Consider the following 22,307-nt stretch of genomic DNA (forward strand, 5'->3'; position numbering starts at 1 on the left):
CATTGACTTGCTCCTCCACTGCTCCAATTCTGTGAATATCGACGCGGATTTTCTTGAAAGCGCGCCTTCGCCCCTGTTTTGCCGAAAGTGTCCGGCACGGCGGTTTTGTTGCCAATTGCCGATCACTTTTGCGGAAAAAGCGAAGAAACATCCACGCTCCGTTAGGAAATTCCGCGCATTTTGGTCAATGACAGAAAGTGTTTGTTAACCTGTCGAGGGTGCCGTGTTGCCGCGTATTAGTGTCTTTGCTTCGATCATCGGATTGGTTTTCCTGCTGGCTGCCTGCTCGGCCTATGACTTTCCGGACCCGACACCGGAAGATTATGCCGTCCACGGGATCGACATCTCCCGCTGGCAGGGCGAAATCGACTGGGAGGAAGTCAAGCGGTCCGGTGTTCAGTTCGCCTGGATCAAGGCGACGGAGGGCGGTGACCACGTCGACCCGCGCTTTGCGCAGAACTGGATCGCGGCGCGCAAGGCGGGCGTACCCAGGGGTGCTTACCATTTCTACTATTTCTGCCGTCCGGTCGAGGAGCAGATTTCCTGGGTGAAGGAAGTCGTGCCGAAGGATCCCGAAGCGATCCCGCTGGTGTTGGACATGGAGTGGAATGCCCATTCCAAGACCTGCACCAAGCGTCCGGAGCGCGCCAAGATCCTGCGCGACATGAAGGTTTTCCTCGACGAGATGGAGCGGCACTACGGCAAGCGCCCGGTGATCTATTCATCGGTGGATTTTCACCGGGACAGGCTCGTCGGTGCCCTGAAGGGCGAGCAGTTCTGGCTGCGTTCGGTCGCCACCCATCCGAAGAACATCTATGACCAGCGCGATGACTGGGTGTTCTGGCAGTATACCGCGGAAGGCCGTATTCCGGGCATCAAGGGGGATGTCGACCGGAACGCGTTTTACGGAACAAAGTCCCAGTACCGCGCCTGGCTCAACGGCAAGCTGAGGCGCTGACGCGGGCGGGTCAAAAGCTCCGATTGCGGTCCGGAACGCTTACCGGATCTTGATCTGGTGGGCGATGTCCTTGCCGTTGGTGACGGTGACCTGCTTGAAGCCGATCAGCTTGCAGAAATCGAGAAAGTTCAGTTCGTGCGGATGATTGGACCGTGCGAAAAGCTCGGTCGAGCGGGCCAGTGACGTCAGCGCGGCGAGCAGCGCGCGCAGCCGGTAGAGCGTGTCGTACTGGCCGTCGCCGGTTGCGACAATGATCAGTTTTTCAAGGTCGCCGCCCTTGGCGAAGAGATGGTATCCCGCCGCGTGGTTCTGCTTCGAATGCTGCGCGGCAAGGCCGATGACAAAGGCTGCTCTGGAGCGTTTCTGCGCGTCATTGGCAACCGGCAGTTCCGATATGTAGACCTCGTTGGTCTGCGGTTCGGGGTAGTAGTAACCGGCGTGGGCATCGAAGGCGATCGCGGCCGATTGCGACGCCAGCAGCAAGGTCGCCGAGACAATGGACGCCGCTGCAAGTTCCTGAAACCGTTTCATCCTGGCGTGTTCCCCCCTTGAATTCTTCGCCCAGTGAAGCCGATAGGGCGGTGAGTGGGCAAGCACAAAGTGGTTTGCGGGCGCCATCACGGCCGCGTCACGGTTGCCGCGCTATACTTTTGCCATGATGTGTTCCCACATCTTCGCCGTGTGTGGGCATTCGGTCCGGGCGGAAACCGCCCGGGAGCGACAGAAAATGGAGAACAACAAGATGCTGATCCGCTTGCCGCTGGCCCTGTGCGCCGTGGCCATGATGACAATGCCGGCGCTGGCGCAGTCGGGAGGTCCCGCGATTGCCTACACGACCGCCAACCTGAACATGCGTGCAGGTCCGGGAACCAACTACCCGGTTCTTGCAACCGTGCCGCAGGGCGGCGGGGTTACCGTCTTCGGCTGCACGGCAAACTTCTCCTGGTGCGATGCCGCCTTCGCCAATGTGAAGGGCTGGGTTTCGGGCAAGTACCTGAGCTACGGTGTGCAGGGGTCTTACTACGGTCGGCCGATCCCGAGCGCCGGGGTCTATATCGGCGTGCCGCGTTACGGCAGCAATTACCCCATCTACCGGCGTCCGCCGCCGGTCGTGCGGCCGGTTCAGCCGATCTATCCGAGATACCCCAGGCGCTACTGAGACCGAAGTGTCAGCTGCCCGGCCTCGGAGCAGCCAGCACGAGCGACCAGAAAACCTTGTGTTTCGCCGTCTGTGAATAGGCGGTCGCGATGCCCAGGCGCGTCGCGTCCGGTGTCAGCAGCACCTGGTTGTGCTTGGGCGATTCGCGCCAGCCTGAAAAGGCCTCCGCAAAGGTCCGGTAGCCGGCGCTGACATTCTCGGCTGCCGCCGTTTTGGGCTCGCCGATGGACGACAGACGGGTTGCCAGTTGCTGGTCCGGCGCAAGCGAGGCCTGGACGCTGCCCGCCCTGGCCATTGCCTCGGCCTGCGATTTTGCAATGCCGGTGAGCTGTGCGTCCGGTGTAACGGCCGACAGGCCGTTGTTGATCCGGTACTGCGAAATCATCTGTGCGGCGGTCGCCGCGTCGACCTCGCCGTCGGCGCGCGCCAGGTCCTTGTAGAAGGGCGGTGTCTGAAAGCGTTCGCTCTGACAGCTTGCCAGGACGAGAACCGCCAGCGCGGCGACAGCAAGCCTGGCGGACGTGATACATGATTTTGTCTGGATCACCTGATGCGGCTCCGGAAATGACCTGATTCGAACGGCGGTTAGCAGACGAGGACATCACAGCAGAATTACGGCGGGGTAAAAATCAACTGGGGGCAAGGCAAACTGGTCAAGTGAATGTTATCCCGGCCAAGCGCTGCGCGCGCCGGGATCGGAGAGGCAATGACCTGTCGGATCTCGCGGTGGCCGTTTTCCTGCGCCCGGCCTCCCCGATCCCGGGTCTCGCGTCGCTCGCCCGGGGTGACGATGGAGGGTACGGTTGCACTTGTCCGGATTGACGGGTCTATCGGCGCCAAGTAAAAAAACCGGCCCGTGAAACACGGGCCGGTCAGGCTGCATCAGGCTTGTCAGGGTCTGTTGCCCAAGCCTTTCAGGGAGCTCTTTGTCAGCGTTTTCCGGCTTCCAGAACGTCTTCGAACGTCCTGAGCCCGGTTGTCGGAGCGCAGACCAGCACCGACATGTTGCCGGGAGCGTGCTGGTTCTTCCACATCTTGGTGTGGGCGCTCGGGATCTGGTCCCAGGGGAACACTTCGGACATGTACGGGTCGATGCGTCGTTCGATCATCAGCTTGTTGGCTGCTGCCGCCTGTTTCAGATGGGCGAAATGCGAGCCCTGCAGACGCTTCTGGTGCATCCACATGTAGCGGACGTCGAAGGTGCAGTTGAAGCCCGACGTACCCGCGCAGATGACCACCATACCGCCTTTCTTACAGACGAAGGTCGAGATCGGGAATGTCGCTTCGCCCGGGTGCTCGAAGACGATATCGACATTGTTGCCCTTGCCGGTGAATTCCCAGATCGCCTTGCCGAACTTGCGGGCTTCCTTGAACCACTCGCCGTATTCGGGCGAGCCGACCGTCGGCAGCTGGCCCCAGCAGTTGAAGTCCTTGCGGTTGATGACGCCCTTTGCGCCGAGATCCATGACGAACTGGCGCTTGTCCTCGTCCGAAATCACGCCGATCGCATTGGCGCCTGCCGCCGTGATCAGCTGGATCGCATAAGACCCCAGGCCGCCGGAGGCGCCCCAGACGAGCACGTTCTGGCCGGGCTTGAGTTCATGCGGATGGTGTCCGAACAGCATGCGGTAGGCGGTGGCGAGCGTCAGCGTGTAGCAGGCGGCCTCTTCCCAGGTCAGGTGCTTGGGCCGCGGCATCAGCTGCTGCGCCTGGGCCCGGGTGAACTGCGCGAAGGAGCCATCCGGCGTTTCATAGCCCCAGATGCGCTGCGTGTTGGAGAACATCGGGTCGCCGCCGTTGCATTCCTCGTCGTCGCCGTCGTCCTGGTTGCAGTGAATGACAACCTCGTCGCCGACTTTCCAGCGCTTGACCTTGTCGCCGACGGCCCAGACGATCCCGGAGGCGTCGGATCCGGCGATGTGATAGGGTGCCCCGTGCCCGTCAAACGGGCTGATCGGTTCGCCGAGGCCGGCCCAGATGCCGTTGTAGTTGACGCCCGCGGCCATCACCAGGACCAGCACCTCGTGGCTGTCGAGTTCCCAGGTCGGCACGACCTCGAGCTGCATGGCGTCCTCGGGCGCGCCGTGGCGCTCGCGCCGGATCGCCCAGGCATACATGTTCTTCGGGACGTGACCGAGCGGCGGAATTTCACCGATTTCGTAAAGGTCTTTCACCGGAGCATCCTCAAATGTTCGGTTGTCATTGGCTTCAGCGGTTGCAGTCATTCATCCCCTCCCAGGGCTTTGCTTGGCTCGCGATTTCGCAACTGCACAAGGCATGTTTGGCTCAAATTCCTATTTTGCGCAACTATTGTTCAAAATCGCGCGCCGATCTATACGACTATTGCTTAACTTGCGTTTTGATGCCAAGCATATTTTGCATTGCACAGACAGATTTCGCATGCGCGTAATGTCAGGCACGCTCCACCGGACCGGGAGATCCGGATAAAATGGGGATCAGGAAAGAAGAATAAGGCTGTCAGAAGAACGTCTTAGGAGGACTATCGGCATGAGCCAGACCGGTGAAACAGGCAAAGAGCGGGATCGCCCGTGGATTTTTCGGACCTATGCGGGCCATTCCACAGCGGCGGATTCGAACAAGCTCTACCGCGGAAACCTGGCCAAGGGTCAGACCGGATTGTCCGTCGCCTTCGATCTGCCGACACAGACCGGCTACGATCCGGATGACATGCTGGCGCGGGGCGAGGTCGGCAAAGTCGGCGTGCCGGTCACGCATCTCGGCGACATGCGTACCCTGTTTGACGAGATCCCGCTCGAGCGCATGAACACGTCCATGACAATCAACGCGACGGCGCCCTGGCTGCTGTCGCTCTATATTGCGGCAGCGGACGGGCAAGGCGCCGACCGGAAACTTCTCTCCGGCACGACCCAGAACGACATCATCAAGGAATATCTCTCCAGGGGCACCTACGTTTTCCCGCCGGCACCGTCGCTGAAACTGACGACGGACGTCATCGCCTGGACCTATTCCAACATGCCCAAATGGAACCCGATGAACGTCTGCTCCTATCACCTGCAGGAAGCAGGTGCGACGCCGGTCCAGGAACTTTCGTTCGCGCTCGCCACTGCGGTCGCGATCCTGGATTCCATGAAGGCAAGCGGGGCGATCCCTCAAGAGGATTTTCCCAAGGCCGTCGGGCGGATCTCGTTCTTCGTGAATGCCGGGATGCGCTTTGTCACCGAAATGTGCAAGATGCGCGCATTCACCGAACTCTGGGACGAAATCTGCCGCGACCGCTACGGCGTGGAGGACGAAAAATACCGGCGGTTCCGCTACGGTGTTCAAGTCAACTCTCTCGGGCTTACCGAACAGCAGCCGGAAAACAACGTCTACCGTATTCTGGTGGAAATGCTGGCCGTGGTGCTCTCCAAAAATGCGCGCGCGCGGGCGGTGCAGTTGCCTGCCTGGAACGAGGCGCTCGGACTGCCGCGGCCGTTCGACCAGCAATGGTCGCTCAGAATGCAGCAGATCATGGCCTATGAAACCGACCTTCTGGACTATGCCGACATCTTCGACGGGTCGGTGGAGATCACCAACAAGGTCGAGGCGCTCAAAGCGGAAGCCCGCGAGGAGCTTGCCCGGATCGACGCCATGGGCGGTGCGGTTGCCGCTGTCGACTCAAGCTACATGAAGCGGCAGCTCGTTGAGTCCAATTCCGCGCGCCTGGCCGCCATCGAGGCGGGCGACCAGGTTGTCGTCGGCGTGAACCGATGGACGGAAACGGAGCCATCTCCCCTTGCGGCCGGCGAAGACGGCGCGATCCTGACCGTTCCCGAACATGTCGAGGCGGAGGCAATCGAAAAGGTCAAGGCCTGGCGGGATGCGCGCGATGATGCCGCCGTTGCCGCGGCGTTGTCGGAGCTGAAATCCGCCGCCCAGGAAGGCCGGAACATCATGGAACCTTCCATCGCGGCGGCCAAGGCGGGCGTCACGACCGGGGAGTGGGGCCGCACGCTGCGCGAGGTCTTCGGAGAATACCGGGCCCCGACCGGGGTCGGGCAAGCCGCGCGCGACGATGCCGGGGACCTTGCCGCGGTCCGGGCGGACGTCAACGCCGTCTCCGAAACGCTTGGACGCAGGTTGAAGTTCCTGGTCGGGAAGCCGGGCCTCGACGGTCATTCCAACGGCGCGGAGCAGATTGCCGTGCGGGCGCGCGACTGCGGCATGGAAGTCGTCTACGAGGGCATTCGCCTGACACCGGCGCAGATCGTCAACGCGGCCGTGGAAGAGGATGTGCACGTGATCGGTCTTTCGATCCTGTCCGGCTCGCACCTGGCGCTGGTGCGCGACGTCATGGACCGGCTCAGGGCGGCCGGTGCGGATGACATTCCCGTCGTTGTCGGCGGTATCATCCCCGACGAGGATGCAGCTCAACTGAAGGCCATGGGCGTCGCTGCCGTCTACACGCCGAAAGACTTCCAGCTGACGGATATCATGGCCGATGTCGTCAGGATCGTCGGGGCGAGAGGGGCGCGGGCGGCCTAGAACAGCAGGTGGAATCAGGCCGGGGAGATGATTCGCGGTTGCAATTCCTGAAGTGAAGCAAGCGGTTAACGGATCGTAAAGATTTGTTAATTCTTCCTTGAGATCATGAGGGAAGTCCCGCCAGAAGGCGGGATTCTCTGATGGCCAGGAGGCCGGAATGGCGACGACGATCGAAAGGCCGCAATCGGCCCAGGTCGTGGCGCATGCGACAGAGTATCCTGCGGACAGGGACGGTGACGGCACCGGTTATGACCGCAGAGGCAAGCGTAACGGCGCGCAGCGACACGACAGCGACACCGGTTACTCCACGGACGAGCCGGCTGTTCTCATTGATGCACATCACCTGGAAAACCACGCGCTCGACGGAGTGGCTGCCTATCGTGCGGCTGCGTTGCAGGCCCTTGAACCGCGTGTAGAACACGGACCGGTGCACCCGCTCCGGGGTGCCCAGGAAGGGATCGGGCCGGACAATATCCGCCACGCCTACGAGGATCACGGCGAAACGGAAGAGCGGCACGAGATAAACGTTGCGACCTGACATGCCGATGGGACTGTTGTCGTAAACCGCAGCCTCGGCACCCGATTTTGCTTGAACCGCCTGCCGGAATGTCCCATATCCGCCCGAATACGTATTGTTACGTATCCCGCTGCAAGCTGAAAAACCGGCGGGATGCGCGTGGGTTAAGGGCAAAACGGTCTTGGCAGACACAATTCTCTCGTTGGCGGCGGAAAACCTGCTGTCGCCGATCATCCTCTTTTTTGCGCTCGGTCTGGGTGCGGCGCTGGTGCGCTCGGACCTGTCGGTGCCGGAGGCGGCGGCCAAGGCACTTTCGATCTATCTGCTGTTTGCCATCGGCTTCAAGGGGGGTGTCAGCGTCAGCGCGCATGGCGTCGATTCCACGCTTCTGCTCGCGCTCGTCGCCGGCCTGATCCTGTCCTTCGCGATCCCCTTCACCGCCTTCGGGCTCCTGAGGGTGATGACGCGCCTCGGGACGGTCGACGCGGCGGCCGTGGCCGGGCACTACGGCTCGATATCGATCGTCACATTCGTTGCGGCAACCTCGGTCCTGCAAAGCCAGGGGATCGCCAGCGAGGGCTATCTCGTTGCTGTCGCGGCCGCCATGGAAGCGCCGGCGATCCTGTCCGCACTCTGGCTGGCCGCCAAGTTTTCCTCGCCGGACACCAATGCGGAGCGCGCAAGGGGATCAAAAGGCCTTTTGCGTGAAATTCTCCTCAACGGGTCGATCGTCCTGCTCGTCGGGTCGTTCTTCATCGGCTTCCTGTCCGGTCCGAAAGGCCTGTCGGAGATAGAAAGTTTCATCGTCTCTCCCTTCAAGGGGGTCCTGTGCCTGTTCTTGCTCGACATGGGACTGGTTGCCGGGCGCGGCCTGCGCAGCAGTGCGGGACTGCTCAGGCCGGGGCTGATCCTCTTCGGTGTCCTGATGCCGATGATCGGAGCGGTTGCCGGTCTTGCGGCAGGCAGCCTCATCGGTCTGTCCGTCGGAGGAACCATGCTGCTCATGACCCTGAGTGCGTCGGCATCCTATATCGCGGTTCCGGCCGCCATGCGGGTTGCGTTGCCGGAAGCCAATCCCTCGATCTATCTGACAATGTCGCTCGGGATCACGTTCCCGTTCAATCTGACGCTCGGAATACCGCTTTACTTGAGCATCGCCCAGGCTACGGGAGGTTAAGCCCATGGAGATGAAGAACGCGAAACGGGTGGAAATCATCATCGAAGCACCGATGGAAACCCGGTTGACAGACACACTCGACGAGGCCGGCGTCACCGGATACACGATCCTGCCGGTGATGGGCGGCAGCGGGCGGTCCGGAAGGTGGAGCCGTGAAGGCCAGGTCTCGCGCGCCGGCGGCATGGTCGCCATCATCTGCATCATCCGCCCCGAGCGGCTCGACGAGCTGCTTCAGGCGGCATTCGAGGTGGTTGAACGCCATATCGGTGTCGTGACCGTTTCGGACTGTTCGGTGCTGCGCGCGGAACGTTTCTAGGGTCCGTACCCTAAGCCGTTTCGGGCAATTTGCATTCGCAGGCCCAAGTGATAAGAACCTCCTGACAGGCGGTAAGACCTGTTTGCAGTTCAGGAGGCTAATTCGTTGACTTTTCCCGCACCCCTTCTGGAAGGCTATGGCCGCTACCTGAACAAGGGCTTCGTCCGCTACAAGGAAACGCATGAGCGCCTTGCGGTCTACGGTCAGAAACCCGACGTCCTGGTGATTTCCTGCTGCGACAGCCGCGTCACGCCGGAAGGCATCTTCCACGCCGGTCCGGGCGAATTGTTCGTCATCCGCAACGTTGCCAATCTCGTGCCGCCCTACGAGGAAACCGAGGGCCAGCACGGCACAAGCGCGGCGATCGAGTTCGCGGTCAACGGCCTGAAGGTCGGGCATATCGTCGTCATGGGGCACGGCCAGTGCGGCGGGGTGAAGGCGTTCCGCGAACACGCCAACGAGCCGATGGCCACCGGTGAATTCATCGGCCGCTGGATCAAGCTTCTGGAGCCGGCCGCAATCGCCATGGCCTGCATGCCGATCGACAAGGCCGACGATCCGCAGCTTGCAATGGAATATGCCGGGATCCGGCATTCGCTCAAGAACCTGCTCACCTTTCCGTTCATCGAGAGGGCCGTCGCGGATGGCGGCCTGCTGCTGCACGGCGCCTGGTTCGACATCGGATCCGGAGAGCTTCGGCTGATGGATCCCGAAACCGAACGGTTCGAAGCCGCCCTGCCGGACGCGCTGCCCGCCGGCAGCTGACGATCGACGGGAGTGTTCGATGCAGATTGACCCGGGGCTTTACCAGCGGTTTGCGGCCTATAACAGCTGGATGACGGAAAAGGCCTATGCGGCCGCTGCGCAGATGAGCGATGAAGAGCGCAAGGCCGACAAGGGCGCGTTTTTCAGGTCGGTTCATTCGACGCTCAATCACATCCTGTTTGCGGATCGCGTCTGGATGAAGCGGTTCTCGGGGGTGGCCTACGCCGTCAACGGCATGGGCGTTGATATCTTCGAGGATTTCGGTGCCCTGCGAAACGCGCATCTGGAGATGTGCGGCGACATTGAAACCTTTGCCGGTAAACTGACTTCCGCGTGGCTCGCGGAGCCGATGACTTGGACGCGCAGCACCGACAATGTCACGCGTTCGCGCCCCCGCTGGCTGCTCGTGACGCACATGTTCAACCATCAGACCCATCATCGCGGCCAGCTGTCGACCCTACTGATGCAATCGGGGATCGACATTGGCGTGACGGATCTTCCGTTCATGCCGGACCTGATCGAGATGTCCGGGGGTTGAGCGTCCTCTTCAACGCAGACTGACGGCGGTTGGGATCTAGGTCCAGCTCGCGGCCGGATCGCCAAGCGCGGCACGGTCGACGGTCAGTCCGAGGCCGGGTGCGTCCGGTGCAAGCACGCCGCCATCGGCGATCGGAGCGTCAAATTCCGCGAGCTGCCTTGTGACCATGTCGCGGCAATCGAGAATGCACCTGAGATATCTTGCCGGGACCGTCTGACCGAGATGGGCAATCGCGGCAAATGCGATCGTGGAACCGACGGTATCCTGGACGCTGAGCGTCAGGCCCGCCGCCCTGGCCATGTCTCTCTGACGCCGGCCCGGCGTAAGGCCGCCCGCCTTGGATATCTTGAGGCCGATGCCGTCGCAGGCATCCAGCGCGATGGCTTGGGCAAGGTCCGCATCGGCCTGCATGAGTTCGTCGAGCATGATCGGGACGCGGCAGCGGGCGCGGAGCGACAGTGTTTCGCGCCAGGTTGCACAGGGCGCTTCCAGCACGAAGTCTAGACCGTCAGGAAGAAGGGTCAGCATCCTGAGTGCGGTTTCCGGGGTGAGGCCGCCATTGGCATCCACCAGGAAGAACTCGCCCGCTTGCCGGTCCGCCAGCGATGCCTCGATCCGTGCCGCATCCAGCGCCGGTCCGCCGTCGCGGTCCAGGGCGCCGATCTTGACGGAGTGCCCGAGATATCCCAGTTCACGATGCCTGGAAACGTTCTGCCGCATCTTTTCCGGTGTATCGGCCGGGATCGACGACATCACCGGCATGCGCTGACAAGTTGAGCCGCCCAAAAGCATCCAGCAGGGCATTTTTGCAGCCTTGCCGAGAATGTCCCAGGCGGCGACATCAAGCGCGGTCTTCGCGTGAAGGTGACCGGCAAGGGCTTCGTCCATGGCATCGTAGAGACGCTCCACCTGCCTCGGATCCCTGCCTATGAGGTGCGGGGCGATCTCGGCAATGCCGGCACGCACGCCCCGGGCGTGAGCCGCGATATAGCTTGATCCGAACGGCGTGCTTTCGCCCCAGCCTTCCAGGCCGCAGGCGGTCTCCATGCGCACGATGCTGGCATCGAAAACCCGAAATTCGCGTCCGCCGGAGAGCGTGTAGGTGCCGCCGGAATAGGGCAGGTCCGCCTGATAGAGGTCGATACGTTCGATTTTCATCACTGCCCCGGGTGTGCGAAAGGGTGCGCTGGATTCCGGCACTTTTTCAGAAACAGCGTCAGGCTGGAATCTTCTGAAGATGGGGGTAGCTGTCAACAAAACGCCCGTACTTGTGCGCGCCGCAAGTCACGGCTTCGTAGCGGGCGGGATTGTCCGCGTCGATGCAGGAGGCAAGCGGCGCGAATTCGGCGTCATAATCGGCGTCGATGAAAAACGGGATGGAATAGCGTTCGCGGCCGCTGGTGTTGACCACGCGGTGGAGGTTGGCGAGGTAGCGGTCGTTGGTCAGCCGCTGCAGCAGATCGCCGATATTGATGACGAACGTTCCCGGGATCGGCGTGCCTTCGACCCATTGCCCGTCCCGGTTCAGGACCTGCAGGCCGCCGACATCGTCCTGCGCGAGGATCGTCAGATTGCCGTAGTCCGTGTGCGCCCCGATGCCGATGATGCTCTCATCGACGATGCCGGTCTGTGGCGGATAGTGCAGGAGACGCTGAATGCTGATCGGTTTCTGCAGCTTGGCCTCGAAATAGTCTGGAGCGAGATCGAGGCTCCGCGCGATCCCGGACAGGATCGTCATGGAAAGGCGCTTCATCTCTTCGTGGTAGCGGTAGACCGCTGCGCGAAAGCCCGGAAGGCGTGTTTCCTCCGGCCAGAGGTTCGGCCCGAAGAAAGGGCAGTCCGGTTCTGACTCGGGGCCGAGGTCGAAACACTCCTTCAGGTCCCTGGTCTTTTCCGGGTCGGTGTTTTCGCCGAATGGCTCAATGTAGCCGCGGAGTGTCTGACCTGAGCGGGACACGTGCAGGGCCATCTTTTCGGCTTCCGGCAAATCGAAAAAGGCCCTGGTCTGGTCAAAGGCGGTTTCGACCACCGCGTCGGCGATGCCGTGGTTTTTCACGTACATGAAGCCGGCATTGGCGAGGGCCCAGTTGATCTCGCCGGCAACCTTGTCCGGGTCGCTGCCGTCCAGAAGGGGCGCGAGATCGACAACCGGTATCTTGTCGAAGGACTGACGTTTGGCATGCAAGGCATCGTCGAGCTTGGCTATCTGGTCGTTCGGCATCTGGTTTCCTGACGGATCACGCGTGAGCTTAGCCATGTTTTTCCGGGAACGTCCTTCCTGGCAACGTCAAAAATTTTTCTTCTGGCTTAGAAAAAGTAATGCAAAGGAGATCGCCAAGTCATACGATCAAGTCACTTTGAATAGGCTCTGCATGAGGTCAATTTGCCAAAACGCCCCTATGACCTGCCGCCGTTGAATGCGCTTTTGAGCTTCGAGGCCGCCGCGCGCCATGTCAGTTTCAAGGCCGCCGCAGCCGAGTTGAACGTTACGCCGGCCGCTGTCAGCCACCAGGTGAAATCGCTTGAACAGGACCTCAAATGCGCGCTTTTCCACCGGCACCACCGGGGCGTGGAACTGACGGAGATCGGCGCCTATCTGTTCGTCGCGCTTCAAAGGGGTTTCGAAGAAATCGGCGATGCGCTCGACCAGTTGCGCGCCAGGGTCTCAAGAGCGTCGGTAACCGTGGGTGCCACCACCGCGATGAGCGCGCTCTGGCTGACGCCGCGCCTTGCGCAGTTCTGGAAGTCCCACCCGCACATTTCCGTCTCGCAGATCGTCAGCGACACCGGCCAGGGTGGCGGCGACTGCGACCTGAGCATTCACTACGGGGACATGTCGCAGGAAACGGGATCGTGCCGGGCGCTGTTCCACGACCGGATCTCTGCGTTGGGAAGTCCGCGCTTCGCCGAACAGAACCGGATGGAAACAATCGAGGATCTTGCCGCGCTTCCGCTGATCCACCTGGATTCGGCGGGGACAGACTGGACGGACTGGCAGGACTGGTTTGCCGCGCTCGGGTATCGCGGTGCGTTGCGCAACGCGCATCGGGTGAACAACTATGTCATCGCCCTGCAGGCGGCACAGGACGACATGGGCGCGGTTCTAGGCTGGGAGGGGCTGACCCGATCTTTCGTGGAAAGCGGCAGTCTGGTGAAGCTGTTGCCTGAAACGGTGTCATCGCCGCGCGTCTATTTCGTCAAGCTGCATCCGCACGCCTCCGAACAGGCAAAGCTGGTCTTCAAGTGGCTGGCCGACGTCTCCGGCGATTGACCGGCCCAAAAAAACACGGGGGCGAAACGCCCCCGTGCAGGATTTCATCTGCAGATGTCTTCAGGCAGCGGCCACGTTGCGCAGGAACGTTTCGACTTCCTGCTTCAGTTCCTCCGTGCGCGCGTTGAGCATTTCGGAGGCATCCAGAACCGACTGAGACGATTCGGACGTTTCGTTGACGGTGCCCGACAGTTCGGACATGCGCGAGGAAACGAAGGTCGTCCCTTCAGCCGCTTTCTGCGCGTTCTGGGAAATCTCCCCGGTCGCGGAGCCTTGCTCGTTCACTGCTGCGGCAATGGTGCTGGTGTAGGAGTTGACCTCCTCCATGATCGTGGTGATTTCCGCAATCGCGCTGACGGACTCCTTGGTGGCGTCCTGGATTGCCGTGATCTGCGCACCGATTTCCTCCGTTGCCTTCGAGGTCTGCGTGGCCAGTTCCTTCACCTCCGCGGCAACAACCGCAAAGCCCTTGCCGGCCTCGCCGGCGCGGGCCGCCTCGATGGTCGCATTGAGCGCCAGCAGGTTGGTCTGTTCGGCGATCGCCTGAATGAGGGTCACGACCTCACCGATCTTGGAGGCGGAAGAGGCCAGTCCCTCGACCTTCTCGTTGGTAACGCGCGTGCCTTCGGTCGCGCGGCTCACGACTTCCGTGGTTTGCGCCACCTGACGGGAGATTTCACCAATGGAGGCCGACAGTTCTTCCGCGGCGCTTGCAACGGTCTGCACGCTCGAGGTCGCGTCGTCCGCCGAATTGAGGGTCTCGATCGCCCCGGATGCGCTCTGGCCGGACAGATCGGACAAACGGCCGGCGGTGCCGCCGAGGTCCTGGACGGTGTCGTTGACCGAGCTCAGCACGTTCGAAACGTTGTTGCGGAAGTCCTCAATCAGGGTCTGCACCGTGTTCTGGCGATCGAGCGTGGCGGAGTCGTTTTCACGCTGCTGCTCAGCAAGCGAGATGCGTTCCGCTGCCCGGTTCTTGAGCCCGTTGACCGCCTGCGCAAGCATGCCGATCTGGTCGGTCCGGTCCTTGAACGGAACCTCGTCATCGAGATTGTCCTGCGCGATCTGCGACGTGATTTCAGCAAGCGCGGTGACCGGGCGCAGCTGCCGGCGGATCGCGAAGATCAGCAGCAGCACGGAAATGACGACCACGGGCAGCGCCAGCATGGTGTAGTCGCCCATCAGCTCCCAGACATTGGCCTCAACTGCGGCTTTCTCGACCCCGGCATAGAGAATGCCGGTGATGTTGCCTTGAGTGTCGAAGATCGGCTTGTAGACGGTGAAGTAATCCTTGCCGAGAATGGTTGCCTGGCCGTGGAAGGTCTTGCCGCTCATGATCACCGGATAGACCGCGCCGTTCTTGCCAAGCGGGGTCCCGACGGCCCGCTTGCCGTCGCCCTTGATGATGTTGGTGGTCTTGCGCCAGAAGTCCTTGTTTTCGGGATCCCACTGGAAAACGGTCGCTGTTTCGCCGGTCATCCGCCCGATCGAATCGATCATGGTGTGATCGTCGTTGAAAACAGGGAATTCCGCGAGCTCGATCCGCGTCACGTTGCCGGTGTCGGTCCAGGTGACATCGGCCCCCTCCACGCGGTCCTGAAAGATCGTCGCGGCCACCCTCAGGTTCACGTCCTGCTTGGTGATTGCGGCGGTCTGCGCCTGGCCGAGGGCGACCTGATACAGGATGAACCCGACGACGAACATGGAGATTGTCAGCACACCGGCCGAAACGATGGCCAGCGTCGACGTGACGCTCAGGCGAGCGGAAAGATTTTTCATGGAATACCCCTTTTGCCTCTCCTTAGGGGATCTACGGAATTAAAGTAAATTTTGAGCAAACGTATTCAGAGATGAGTCATAAATTTCAGAGGCCTGTGGAAAAAATTCAGGCAGATTTTCACGGATACTGCATCGTGAAAAATACTGACTATGAAAACGAAGAAAGAACAGAAACCTGCTTCTGCGCAATTGCGCTAGAACGCAAACAGCAGGGCGCTGCCGGCAACGACCAGAAGCGCTCCCGCCCATGCGCCAAGCGCCGGGAATTCACCGGTCCGCCACCACATCATCGGCAGCATGACCGCGGGTGTCGTCGCCGAAAGCGTCGCGATGATGCCGACTTCGCCGCCGGACAGCGCAAACAGGATCAGTGTCATCCCGATGCCCATTCCAAGGAGGCCGGAGAGCGCGATGATGCCGACGATCGGGACCGTGAAGCGGCCCGCGGGCTTGACCCAGCTGAAGGGAAGCCGCGTGAGAACCACCAGGCACAGGGCAGCGACACCGACCCGGATGCTTGAAGCTGCCACCGGGTCTGCGCCGGTTTCCATGACAGGCCGGGCGATGAGCGAGCCGACCGACTGCGACAGGGCAGCGGCAAATCCCAGGGCGACGCCGATCCAGACAGGTCCCTTGATGCTTTCCCACTTGTGCAGCTGGGATTTGCGTTTGCCGAAGCGGATCGCGAGCAGGACGCCGGCAAAGATGGTCACGATCCCGATGGATTGCATGCCCGTCAGGGTCTCATCGAGAACCAGCCAGCCGAGGATCGCGGAGAGCGGCGCATTCAGGGAAAACAGCATTGCGGTCCGGCGCGGACCCATCCGGTTCAGGGTCAGGAAGAGGGCCGTGTCTCCTGCGAAGATGCCGATGAAGCCGGACAGAACCAGTGGTGCCACGTGCTCGCCGCCGATCGTGTTCCAGCCGCCCGCGACCAGGACCCAGAGGCACAGCATCAGTGTCACCATGACCATGCGGGTGCAATTGAAGGCGATCGCGCCAAGATGCTGCGCAGGGCCCGCCGAGAGCAATCCCGTCAAGGCCCAGAGCGTGGCCGCGCCGAGTGCGGCGGCTTCATAGATATACATTGCTTCGATCTTTTAGCCCGCGCCGGGGTGCTCGGGCGGGTGACCGGACCAGGCCGTTTCGAAAAAATCCCGTTCCAGCGCGCTCATCTGCCTGAAAAGGTCAGCCAGTCTCTCCTGCATTTCGGCACTCAGGGACGGCCCGATCCGATCGAGTTCCCGCCGGATCCAGTTGACGAAATCCTCAAAGCCCGCGACCGCGTGGAGGTCGATCCATTCCGCCAGATAGAATTGCGCGGGGCGCGGTTTTTCCGCTTCGCGTTCGCCCCAGGTGAGATAGCACCATTCCGCGCAGAGGAGGCATGTCAGTCCCTCGGGATAGGTGCCGCCGCCCGATGACGTCAGAAGCAGATCCGCAAAGGAGCGGGTCACCGGCCCCTGCGCTGCCTGCGTGTAGGTTTCCCGCGGCACGCCTAGTGCATCGAAGGAGCGCAGGAAGTAGTCGTTTTCCTCCGATGTCAACAAGGCGAGAAAGGCGGACAGCCGCGACTTGGCCTGCATGTCCGGAGCCTTGGCGACAAGGTAGCCGAGCGTGGATGCCAGATCCGTGATGAAGGTGTAGTCCTCAATCAGGTAGCGGGCGTAGGCCTCGTCCGGCATGGTGCCGTCACCGATCGCGTGCGTGAAGACATGATCCGTTGCTTCGGACCAGAAGGGTTCGGCCCGCTGCGCAAGCCAATCGGTGAACCTGGCTCCGGGCACCGAGGCGCAATGGTCGTCAAACGACAGGGTGTGGGGCGCAGGCATGAGCGAGCGGCGCTTTCTGACTTAAATTTGGAAAACGGGCGCCGGACGGCGCCCGCTCAAAAGGATCACGCAGCGGCTTTTTTCGGAGTGATCAGGCCGCGGTTCACGAGGACTTCGGCAATCTGGATTGTGTTGAGTGCCGCGCCCTTGCGCAGGTTGTCGGAGACGACCCAGATGTTCAGGCCGTTTTCGACGGTCGCGTCTTCGCGGATGCGCGAGATGTAGGTCGCGTCTTCGCCGGCAGCTTCGTAGGGCGTCATGTAGCCGCCGTCTTCATGCTTGTCGATCACGAGGCAGCCCGGCGCTTCCCGCAGGATGCTGCGTGCCTCGTCGGCGGAAATCTCGTTTTCGAACTCGATGTTGACGCTTTCGGAGTGGCCGATGAAGACCGGAACGCGGACAGCCGTGCAGGTGACCTTGATGCTCGGGTCGAGCATCTTCTTGGTTTCCGCCAGAACTTTCCATTCCTCCTTGGTGTAGCCGTCTTCCATGAAGACGTCGCAGTGAGGAATGACGTTGAAGGCGATCCGCTTCGGGTACTTGTTCGGCTCGATCGGATCGTTGACGAAGACGGCGCGGGTCTGGTTGAACAGTTCTTCCATCGCCTCCTTGCCGGTGCCGGACACGGCCTGGTAGGTCGACACGACAATCCGCTTGATCTTCGCATGTTCGTGAAGCGGCTTCAGCGCCACGACCAATTGCGCGGTCGAGCAGTTCGGATTGGCAATGATGTTCTTCTTGGTGAAGCCGGTGATGGCATCGGCATTCACTTCGGGAACGATCAGCGGCACGTCGGCGTCGTAACGCCAGGCCGAGGAATTGTCGATCACGACACAGCCCTTGGCCGCAATCCTCGGCGCCCATTCCTTGGAAACGGAACCGCCGGCGGACATCAGGCAGATATCCGTGTCGGAGAAGTCGAAATTCTCCATCGCCTGAACCTTCAGCGTCTTGTCGCCAAAGGACACTTCCGTGCCCTGGGAACGCCGTGAAGCGAGGGCGACAACGTCATCGGCCGGAAAGCCGCGCTCTTCCAGGATGTCCAGCAGTTCCCGGCCAACATTGCCCGTGGCGCCTGCAATTGCGATCTTGAAACCCATTTTCGGTCTAGTCCTTGTCCGTCTCCCCGCTTCACCGGCTGCCCGGAAGAAGGCTGGCCGGCTCTCGGCGCCTCCCATCCCCGGGGAGGCGGGATGAGCGGCACCGTCAAGCGGTGGTCTTGGTTGTCTTTGTTGTGCGTTTGAAAGCGGTTACGGCAGCCGAACGGGTCTCGCCGCGCAGGAAAGTTGCGCTGGCAAGTGCCTTGGTCATCATATCCAGAATGTCGGCGCGTAGCCGGTTCATCGGGTGCTCGCAATCGTCAAAACTTGAGACGGCGGTGTTTTTGCCCGGAAATCAGGCGAAGTCAACACGCAAACCAGCGAATCGGAAAGAGAATGGTCGATTTGTTGCCCAAAGGCCGCGATTGGGGCAGACGGGTCAGCTGTCGAACAGTTTTCCCGGGCCTGCTCCTGCGGTTTTCAGAGCCGCCAGCTTCATCATATGCCACGCAAGCGCCAGGTTCGAGCTGATCACCGGCTTGGCCAGTCTTTGTTCACACGCTTCGATCACCGGAAAGGTGCGCAGGTTGGTGCAGGAGGCGAACACTGCCTCCACTTCGGGGTCGTCTCCGACTGCCTGAACGGCCTGCTCGACCGACTGCGGGGTGATCCGGGCGACCGTTGCCTCCTCGGACTGTCCGAACGACCCCACTCTGACCGGATCCAGGCCCGCTTTCCGCAGCAGATCAACGACGGCTTCCGAGACTTCGGCGATATAGGGGGTCACAACGCCGACCCTGGTCACGCCGAGATGCTTCAGCGCCGTGACGACCGCCACGGCTGGATTGGTGACGCGGGCGTTCGGATGCGCCTTGCGGATCGCCGTTTCAACCGCCTCGGAGCCGATCACCGTCGACGCGGAGGTGCAGGCGTAACCGATCACGTCGAGAGGCCGGTTTCCCGGAAGCAGGGCAGCCGTATCCGTGAGGCCCGCCTTCATGCGCATCAGCGTTTCCTCGTTGACCTCCGGATCGCTCGGGATGCGCGAATGGTAGAGCACTACGTCTTCAAGATCGAAGAGCGGGCGGAACTCCTTTTCGATGGTCTCGTCGGCCTGAAGCACGATCAGGCCGAGCGCCGCTCTTGAGCCCAGGCCTTCGTCGCATTCAAATTGCAGTTCCAAGGCGCTCCTCCCGGTGTGCTTGCCCTAGGGTGCGGACCCCTAAATGACCGGTATTTCCTTCGGTGCAGGCGTGCTGAGAAACTCGGGCGGGCCATCCCGCACGACGATGTTTTCTTCATGCACCATCATCTTTCCGTTCCCAAGGTCAATGCTCGGCTCCAGTGTCATGACCATGTTTTCCTCCAGTCCGGTCGTATCAAAGCTCGTGACGGAGGGCATTTCGGTCAGTTGCATGCCGAGGCCGTGGCCAAGTCTGCCGACATCGCCGTCGTCCTGTCCGAGAACGGCAGTCATGGCGCTGAAAAGATCCGCGCAGGTCCTGCCGGGCCGGGCTACGGCTGCGGCCGCCTCGACGGCCAGGACAAGTTTTTCATGCGCGACACGGACCGCATCTGTTGCGACGCCGATCGCGAAATTGCGGTCGAAATCGCAGAAATAGCCGTTCTTGGTCGCGCCGGTGTCCAGCATGAGCACGTCGCCCTTTTCAAGTTGCTGGTCCGTCGGCGGCGAAATGACGTCGCCGTAGCCGCCCTGTCCCGCGCCCCCGACAAGGTAGGGGACATCGTCGGCACCCTGACGCAGCAGTTCGATCCGGAAGGTGCGAAAGACCTCTTTCAGTGTCTGGCCTTCCTGAAAAAGGTTTGCGGCATTTGCAAATCCGGCCGACCCGATCCCGCAGATCTGCCGCAGCAGCGCGATCTCGCGTTCGGATTTCACCATGCGCAGCTGCAGCATCAGATCGGAGGCATCAACGAATTCAAGATGGGAAAGGCGGGTGGTCAGTTCCCGGAAATCGCGAAGCGGCATGCGCAACGTGCTCTCACGGCCCATCGGCATGCCAACCTTGCTGAACCGCGACAGGCAGTCCGCCAGAAGCGAAATGCCGTCGTCGGTGGGGTGCGGCGCCGAGAATGTCCGGATGTCGTCGATCCAGGTCGCGGCCATCAGGTGAGCGCCGATCTGGGGGATGATGGCAATCGGTTTTCCGGAGACAGGCACGACAAGAAACCACGGGCGGGTCGGGCTCTGCCAGAACAGCGTGCGGAAACCGGTGAAGTACCGCAATTCCGCTTCCGTGGTGAAGAAAAGCGCGTCAAGCCCGTCCGCCCGCATCGCGCGCTGTGCACGCGTCAGTCTTTCCTCGAACTCCGTTTCCGGAAAGTCGGGTTCAGCCATGCTCCGGGCCTTCCGAAAGATAGCAGAGCACCCGCGACTGCGCCGTCAGGCCCAGATCCTCGAATTTGCCCCTGGCGTGCTGGAGCGCTGCGATCCCCGCTGCGCCGGACGGTGTGGTGGCGAGGTCGTGTTCTTTCAGCCAGGTCACGGTTCCGTCGGCTTCCTCATCCGTGATCGTGGCGAAGGTGTTCGCCTCACGGGCCAGAAACTTGAGGGCGAGATGAGAAGGTTCCTTGCAGTCCAGGCGACCCATGTTCGAGACCGGGCCGGGGGCGACAACCGGTTTACCGGCCGCAATGCTCGCCTGAAGGGCGGGAGCAGCTTCCGGCTCCACAACGATGATGGCGACCTCGTCTCCCCAACTGGTGCGCGCGCTTGAGGCGCAACCGGCGGCGAGGCCTCCGACGCCTGCCTGCAGAAAAACGTGGGTCGGCGGTTCCGGGATCTGTTCCTCGATCTCCGCACCCATGATCAGATACCCTTCCATGACGTCCCTGCCGGGCGCCGTCATGTCCGGCCACGTGCTGTCCGACAGGAGCTGCCAGCCGTTCGCGCTTGCCTGCCGTTCGGCCTCGGCCATGCTGTCTTCATAGATCGCGCCGGCACGGACAACCTGCGCACCCCGGTCCCTCAACCGGTCCGCAAAAGCCTCTGGAACCGTCTCGGAGACGAAGACGACCGCCGATGCGCCGAAGATCCTGGCCCCTTCGGCGAGCGACAGGCCGTGATTGCCCGCACTGGCGCAGACGAAGGTCGTGCCATTGAGTGCAGTCGCCGGATCGCCGGCTTCGCCTGCCTCGATTTTTGCAAAGGCCCGTTTGGCGATCGCATAGGCGGCGCCAAGTGCCTTGAAACTGCCGAGACCCAGGCGATTGCGTTCGTCCTTGATATAAAGAGCTCCAATCCCGAGTTCCGCAGCGCGCTCAGGGAGATCCAGCAGCGGAGACGGCGTCACACCGGTCACGTCCGCAAAAAAGTCCCGCGCCGGACCCAATGATCGCGAAATGTCACCTGCAGCGAGTTCCGGTGCTGTGTTGAGGCCCTTGCCGAACCATGCATTCGCCAGTGTTTTCATGAAGTTTCTTTCTCCGTCCGTCAGCGCAGATCAACAGGTCGGACAACGGAACACAAGGGCACCCCGCGAAATGACGCAATCTGAACATGCGGGGTCCGGTGGCGTAAGCGAATTTGTCTCTTGTATTGTACCGAGACATCAAGATATCATGAATTATGGATATAAATGATGCATTGGGTGCGTTTGGCGCACTGAGCCAGAAAACCCGCCTTGATGTGTTCCGGCTCCTGATCAACGCAGGTTCGGAGGGCATGAGTGCGGGGGACGTCGGAGAAGTCCTCGGTGTTCGCCAGAACACCATGTCGACCAATCTGTCCATCCTCCTGCAGGCCGGGCTGGTTCGAAACGAACGCGACGGGCGTTCGATCCGTTATTTTGCGGATCTGGATGGAACGAAGGATCTGCTGACTTTCCTCATGGCGGATTGTTGCGGCGGTCACCCCGAGCTGTGTGCCCAGGTGATGGAAACGGTCGTGTGCCGGAAGTAATAGCGTATTTCGGGAGATTTTGATGTCCAGCGAAACCTACAATGTCCTGTTCCTCTGCACCGGCAATTCGGCGCGGTCGATCATCGCGGAGGCGATCCTGAATCGGGACGGACGCGGCCGTTTCAAGGCGTTCTCAGCCGGGTCGCGCCCTGCCGGTCATGTGCATCCGGAAGCATCGGCGCTCTTGAAGAAGCTGAATTTCAAGACTGAGGATTTCAGGTCAAAGGACTGGTCCGAGTTTGCAGATCCGGATGCACCGGTCATGGATTTCGTCTTTACCGTCTGTGACAATGCCGCCAAGGAAACCTGCCCTGTCTGGCCCGGACAGCCGATGTCCGCGCATTGGGGGGTTCCCGACCCGGCTTCCGTGAATGGCAACGAATCCGAAAAACGGCTGGCGTTCAGTGACACGTTCCGCATGCTGAACAACCGCATCTCGATCTTCATTAACCTGCCGCTATCGTCGCTCGACAAGCTGTCACTGCAGGAACGGCTCGACGAAATCGGCAGCAAGGCTCCGGCCTGAT

23 protein-coding genes are annotated in these 22,307 nt (G+C 61.4%); 11 read left to right on the forward strand and 12 right to left on the reverse strand.

The annotated features are described in order from the left end of the window. Nucleotides 1-223 precede the first annotated feature (223 nt). On the forward strand, nucleotides 224-958 hold the full coding sequence (locus ACO08A_RS13020; RefSeq protein WP_422041448.1) for a GH25 family lysozyme: 735 nt from the start codon (nucleotides 224-226) through the stop codon (nucleotides 956-958). A gap of 39 nt (nucleotides 959-997) precedes the next feature. On the opposite strand, the gene ACO08A_RS13025 is transcribed toward ACO08A_RS13020, so the two are convergent. Continuing rightward, the gene (locus ACO08A_RS13025; RefSeq protein WP_422041449.1) at nucleotides 998-1,489 is read right to left on the reverse strand and encodes a hypothetical protein; all 492 of its coding nucleotides are present in this window, start codon (nucleotides 1,487-1,489) and stop codon (nucleotides 998-1,000) included. A gap of 196 nt (nucleotides 1,490-1,685) precedes the next feature. Between ACO08A_RS13025 and ACO08A_RS13030 the strand changes: the two genes are divergently transcribed. Further along, nucleotides 1,686-2,117, forward strand: coding sequence for an SH3 domain-containing protein (locus ACO08A_RS13030; protein ID WP_422041450.1), 432 nt, complete (start codon nucleotides 1,686-1,688; stop codon nucleotides 2,115-2,117). Between the two features lie 10 nt (nucleotides 2,118-2,127). Here ACO08A_RS13030 and ACO08A_RS13035 read toward each other — a convergent pair whose 3' ends face one another. Both ACO08A_RS13035 and ccrA read right to left on the reverse strand, forming a co-directional pair. After that, entirely contained in the window at nucleotides 2,128-2,664 is a 537-nt protein-coding gene (locus tag ACO08A_RS13035) for a CAP domain-containing protein (protein WP_422041451.1), read from the reverse strand. A gap of 382 nt (nucleotides 2,665-3,046) precedes the next feature. Next, entirely contained in the window at nucleotides 3,047-4,342 is a 1,296-nt protein-coding gene (gene ccrA / locus ACO08A_RS13040) for a crotonyl-CoA carboxylase/reductase (protein WP_306141946.1), read from the reverse strand. A gap of 283 nt (nucleotides 4,343-4,625) precedes the next feature. Between ccrA and ACO08A_RS13045 the strand changes: the two genes are divergently transcribed. The 6 genes from ACO08A_RS13045 to ACO08A_RS13070 all read left to right on the forward strand — a co-directional run bounded on the left by ACO08A_RS13045 (nucleotide 4,626) and on the right by ACO08A_RS13070 (nucleotide 9,936). Further along, nucleotides 4,626-6,623, forward strand: coding sequence for a methylmalonyl-CoA mutase family protein (locus ACO08A_RS13045; protein ID WP_422041452.1), 1,998 nt, complete (start codon nucleotides 4,626-4,628; stop codon nucleotides 6,621-6,623). Between the two features lie 157 nt (nucleotides 6,624-6,780). Continuing rightward, nucleotides 6,781-7,161: a hypothetical protein gene (locus ACO08A_RS13050; protein ID WP_422041453.1), complete on the forward strand. Its 381-nt coding sequence runs from the start codon at nucleotides 6,781-6,783 to the stop codon at nucleotides 7,159-7,161. Nucleotides 7,162-7,321: 160 nt separating this feature from the next. Continuing rightward, nucleotides 7,322-8,317, forward strand: coding sequence for a sodium-dependent bicarbonate transport family permease (locus ACO08A_RS13055; RefSeq protein WP_422041454.1), 996 nt, complete (start codon nucleotides 7,322-7,324; stop codon nucleotides 8,315-8,317). A gap of 4 nt (nucleotides 8,318-8,321) precedes the next feature. Next, complete coding sequence (locus ACO08A_RS13060; RefSeq protein ID WP_319384438.1) at nucleotides 8,322-8,633, forward strand: P-II family nitrogen regulator; 312 nt, start codon at nucleotides 8,322-8,324, stop codon at nucleotides 8,631-8,633. Between the two features lie 105 nt (nucleotides 8,634-8,738). After that, entirely contained in the window at nucleotides 8,739-9,398 is a 660-nt protein-coding gene (locus ACO08A_RS13065; RefSeq protein ID WP_422041455.1) for a carbonic anhydrase, read from the forward strand. A gap of 19 nt (nucleotides 9,399-9,417) precedes the next feature. Then, nucleotides 9,418-9,936 carry a DinB family protein gene (locus ACO08A_RS13070; protein ID WP_422041456.1) on the forward strand — a complete coding sequence of 173 codons (519 nt, stop codon included), beginning with the start codon at nucleotides 9,418-9,420 and terminating at the stop codon, nucleotides 9,934-9,936. Between the two features lie 36 nt (nucleotides 9,937-9,972). Here ACO08A_RS13070 and ACO08A_RS13075 read toward each other — a convergent pair whose 3' ends face one another. Continuing rightward, nucleotides 9,973-11,094, reverse strand: a complete 1,122-nt coding sequence (locus tag ACO08A_RS13075; protein WP_422041457.1) for a mandelate racemase/muconate lactonizing enzyme family protein — start codon at nucleotides 11,092-11,094, stop codon at nucleotides 9,973-9,975. Nucleotides 11,095-11,152: 58 nt separating this feature from the next. Then, a complete protein-coding gene (locus tag ACO08A_RS13080; protein ID WP_422041458.1) occupies nucleotides 11,153-12,193 on the reverse strand; it encodes an isopenicillin N synthase family dioxygenase in 1,041 nt (346 codons plus the stop codon). Nucleotides 12,194-12,319: 126 nt separating this feature from the next. Between ACO08A_RS13080 and ACO08A_RS13085 the strand changes: the two genes are divergently transcribed. After that, nucleotides 12,320-13,207: a LysR substrate-binding domain-containing protein gene (locus ACO08A_RS13085; protein ID WP_422041459.1), complete on the forward strand. Its 888-nt coding sequence runs from the start codon at nucleotides 12,320-12,322 to the stop codon at nucleotides 13,205-13,207. 60 nt (nucleotides 13,208-13,267) lie between these two features. On the opposite strand, the gene ACO08A_RS13090 is transcribed toward ACO08A_RS13085, so the two are convergent. The 7 genes from ACO08A_RS13090 to ACO08A_RS13120 all read right to left on the reverse strand — a co-directional run bounded on the left by ACO08A_RS13090 (nucleotide 13,268) and on the right by ACO08A_RS13120 (nucleotide 21,292). Further along, nucleotides 13,268-14,986 carry a methyl-accepting chemotaxis protein gene (locus ACO08A_RS13090; protein WP_422041460.1) on the reverse strand — a complete coding sequence of 573 codons (1,719 nt, stop codon included), beginning with the start codon at nucleotides 14,984-14,986 and terminating at the stop codon, nucleotides 13,268-13,270. Nucleotides 14,987-15,180: 194 nt separating this feature from the next. Further along, nucleotides 15,181-16,074 carry a DMT family transporter gene (locus ACO08A_RS13095; RefSeq protein WP_422041461.1) on the reverse strand — a complete coding sequence of 298 codons (894 nt, stop codon included), beginning with the start codon at nucleotides 16,072-16,074 and terminating at the stop codon, nucleotides 15,181-15,183. Between the two features lie 12 nt (nucleotides 16,075-16,086). Next, a complete protein-coding gene (locus ACO08A_RS13100) occupies nucleotides 16,087-16,818 on the reverse strand; it encodes a TenA family protein (protein ID WP_422041462.1) in 732 nt (243 codons plus the stop codon). Nucleotides 16,819-16,883: 65 nt separating this feature from the next. Continuing rightward, nucleotides 16,884-17,918, reverse strand: a complete 1,035-nt coding sequence (locus tag ACO08A_RS13105; protein ID WP_422041463.1) for an aspartate-semialdehyde dehydrogenase — start codon at nucleotides 17,916-17,918, stop codon at nucleotides 16,884-16,886. Nucleotides 17,919-18,297: 379 nt separating this feature from the next. Continuing rightward, nucleotides 18,298-19,041: a maleate cis-trans isomerase family protein gene (locus tag ACO08A_RS13110; RefSeq protein WP_422041464.1), complete on the reverse strand. Its 744-nt coding sequence runs from the start codon at nucleotides 19,039-19,041 to the stop codon at nucleotides 18,298-18,300. A gap of 39 nt (nucleotides 19,042-19,080) precedes the next feature. Beyond that, complete coding sequence (locus ACO08A_RS13115; protein ID WP_422041465.1) at nucleotides 19,081-20,217, reverse strand: M24 family metallopeptidase; 1,137 nt, start codon at nucleotides 20,215-20,217, stop codon at nucleotides 19,081-19,083. Beyond that, nucleotides 20,210-21,292: a pyridoxal-phosphate dependent enzyme gene (locus ACO08A_RS13120; protein ID WP_422041466.1), complete on the reverse strand. Its 1,083-nt coding sequence runs from the start codon at nucleotides 21,290-21,292 to the stop codon at nucleotides 20,210-20,212. Before ACO08A_RS13120 ends, ACO08A_RS13115 begins: the two co-directional genes overlap by 8 nt. Before the next feature lie 155 nt (nucleotides 21,293-21,447). On the opposite strand from ACO08A_RS13120, the gene ACO08A_RS13125 reads away from it, so the two are divergent. Both ACO08A_RS13125 and ACO08A_RS13130 read left to right on the forward strand, forming a co-directional pair. Continuing rightward, nucleotides 21,448-21,780 (forward strand): ArsR/SmtB family transcription factor, encoded by a 333-nt coding sequence (locus ACO08A_RS13125; protein WP_422041467.1) that lies wholly within the window; start codon nucleotides 21,448-21,450, stop codon nucleotides 21,778-21,780. A 22-nt stretch (nucleotides 21,781-21,802) separates the two neighbouring features. After that, nucleotides 21,803-22,306 carry an arsenate reductase ArsC gene (locus ACO08A_RS13130; protein ID WP_422041468.1) on the forward strand — a complete coding sequence of 168 codons (504 nt, stop codon included), beginning with the start codon at nucleotides 21,803-21,805 and terminating at the stop codon, nucleotides 22,304-22,306. The last annotated feature ends 1 nt before the right edge of the window (nucleotide 22,307 follow it).

The organism is Roseibium sp. (assembly GCF_965232425.1).
Lineage (GTDB): Bacteria > Pseudomonadota > Alphaproteobacteria > Rhizobiales > Stappiaceae > Roseibium.

Bases quoted from the DNA above. Each gene is read 5' to 3' on its own strand.
- ACO08A_RS13090 (WP_422041460.1), bottom strand. From the start codon at position 14,986: ATGAAAAATCTTTCCGCTCGCCTGAGCGTCACGTCGACGCTGGCCATC.
- ACO08A_RS13025 (WP_422041449.1), bottom strand. From the start codon at position 1,489: ATGAAACGGTTTCAGGAACTTGCAGCGGCGTCCATTGTCTCGGCGACC.
- ACO08A_RS13120 (WP_422041466.1), bottom strand. From the start codon at position 21,292: ATGAAAACACTGGCGAATGCATGGTTCGGCAAGGGCCTCAACACAGCA.
- ACO08A_RS13045 (WP_422041452.1), top strand. From the start codon at position 4,626: ATGAGCCAGACCGGTGAAACAGGCAAAGAGCGGGATCGCCCGTGGATT.
- ACO08A_RS13095 (WP_422041461.1), bottom strand. From the start codon at position 16,074: ATGTATATCTATGAAGCCGCCGCACTCGGCGCGGCCACGCTCTGGGCC.
- ACO08A_RS13115 (WP_422041465.1), bottom strand. From the start codon at position 20,217: ATGGCTGAACCCGACTTTCCGGAAACGGAGTTCGAGGAAAGACTGACG.
- ACO08A_RS13080 (WP_422041458.1), bottom strand. From the start codon at position 12,193: ATGGCTAAGCTCACGCGTGATCCGTCAGGAAACCAGATGCCGAACGAC.
- ACO08A_RS13030 (WP_422041450.1), top strand. From the start codon at position 1,686: ATGGAGAACAACAAGATGCTGATCCGCTTGCCGCTGGCCCTGTGCGCC.
- ACO08A_RS13130 (WP_422041468.1), top strand. From the start codon at position 21,803: ATGTCCAGCGAAACCTACAATGTCCTGTTCCTCTGCACCGGCAATTCG.
- ACO08A_RS13070 (WP_422041456.1), top strand. From the start codon at position 9,418: ATGCAGATTGACCCGGGGCTTTACCAGCGGTTTGCGGCCTATAACAGC.
- ACO08A_RS13050 (WP_422041453.1), top strand. From the start codon at position 6,781: ATGGCGACGACGATCGAAAGGCCGCAATCGGCCCAGGTCGTGGCGCAT.
- ACO08A_RS13075 (WP_422041457.1), bottom strand. From the start codon at position 11,094: ATGAAAATCGAACGTATCGACCTCTATCAGGCGGACCTGCCCTATTCC.
- ACO08A_RS13105 (WP_422041463.1), bottom strand. From the start codon at position 17,918: ATGGGTTTCAAGATCGCAATTGCAGGCGCCACGGGCAATGTTGGCCGG.
- ACO08A_RS13125 (WP_422041467.1), top strand. From the start codon at position 21,448: ATGGATATAAATGATGCATTGGGTGCGTTTGGCGCACTGAGCCAGAAA.
- ccrA (WP_306141946.1), bottom strand. From the start codon at position 4,342: ATGACTGCAACCGCTGAAGCCAATGACAACCGAACATTTGAGGATGCT.
- ACO08A_RS13060 (WP_319384438.1), top strand. From the start codon at position 8,322: ATGGAGATGAAGAACGCGAAACGGGTGGAAATCATCATCGAAGCACCG.
- ACO08A_RS13100 (WP_422041462.1), bottom strand. From the start codon at position 16,818: ATGCCTGCGCCCCACACCCTGTCGTTTGACGACCATTGCGCCTCGGTG.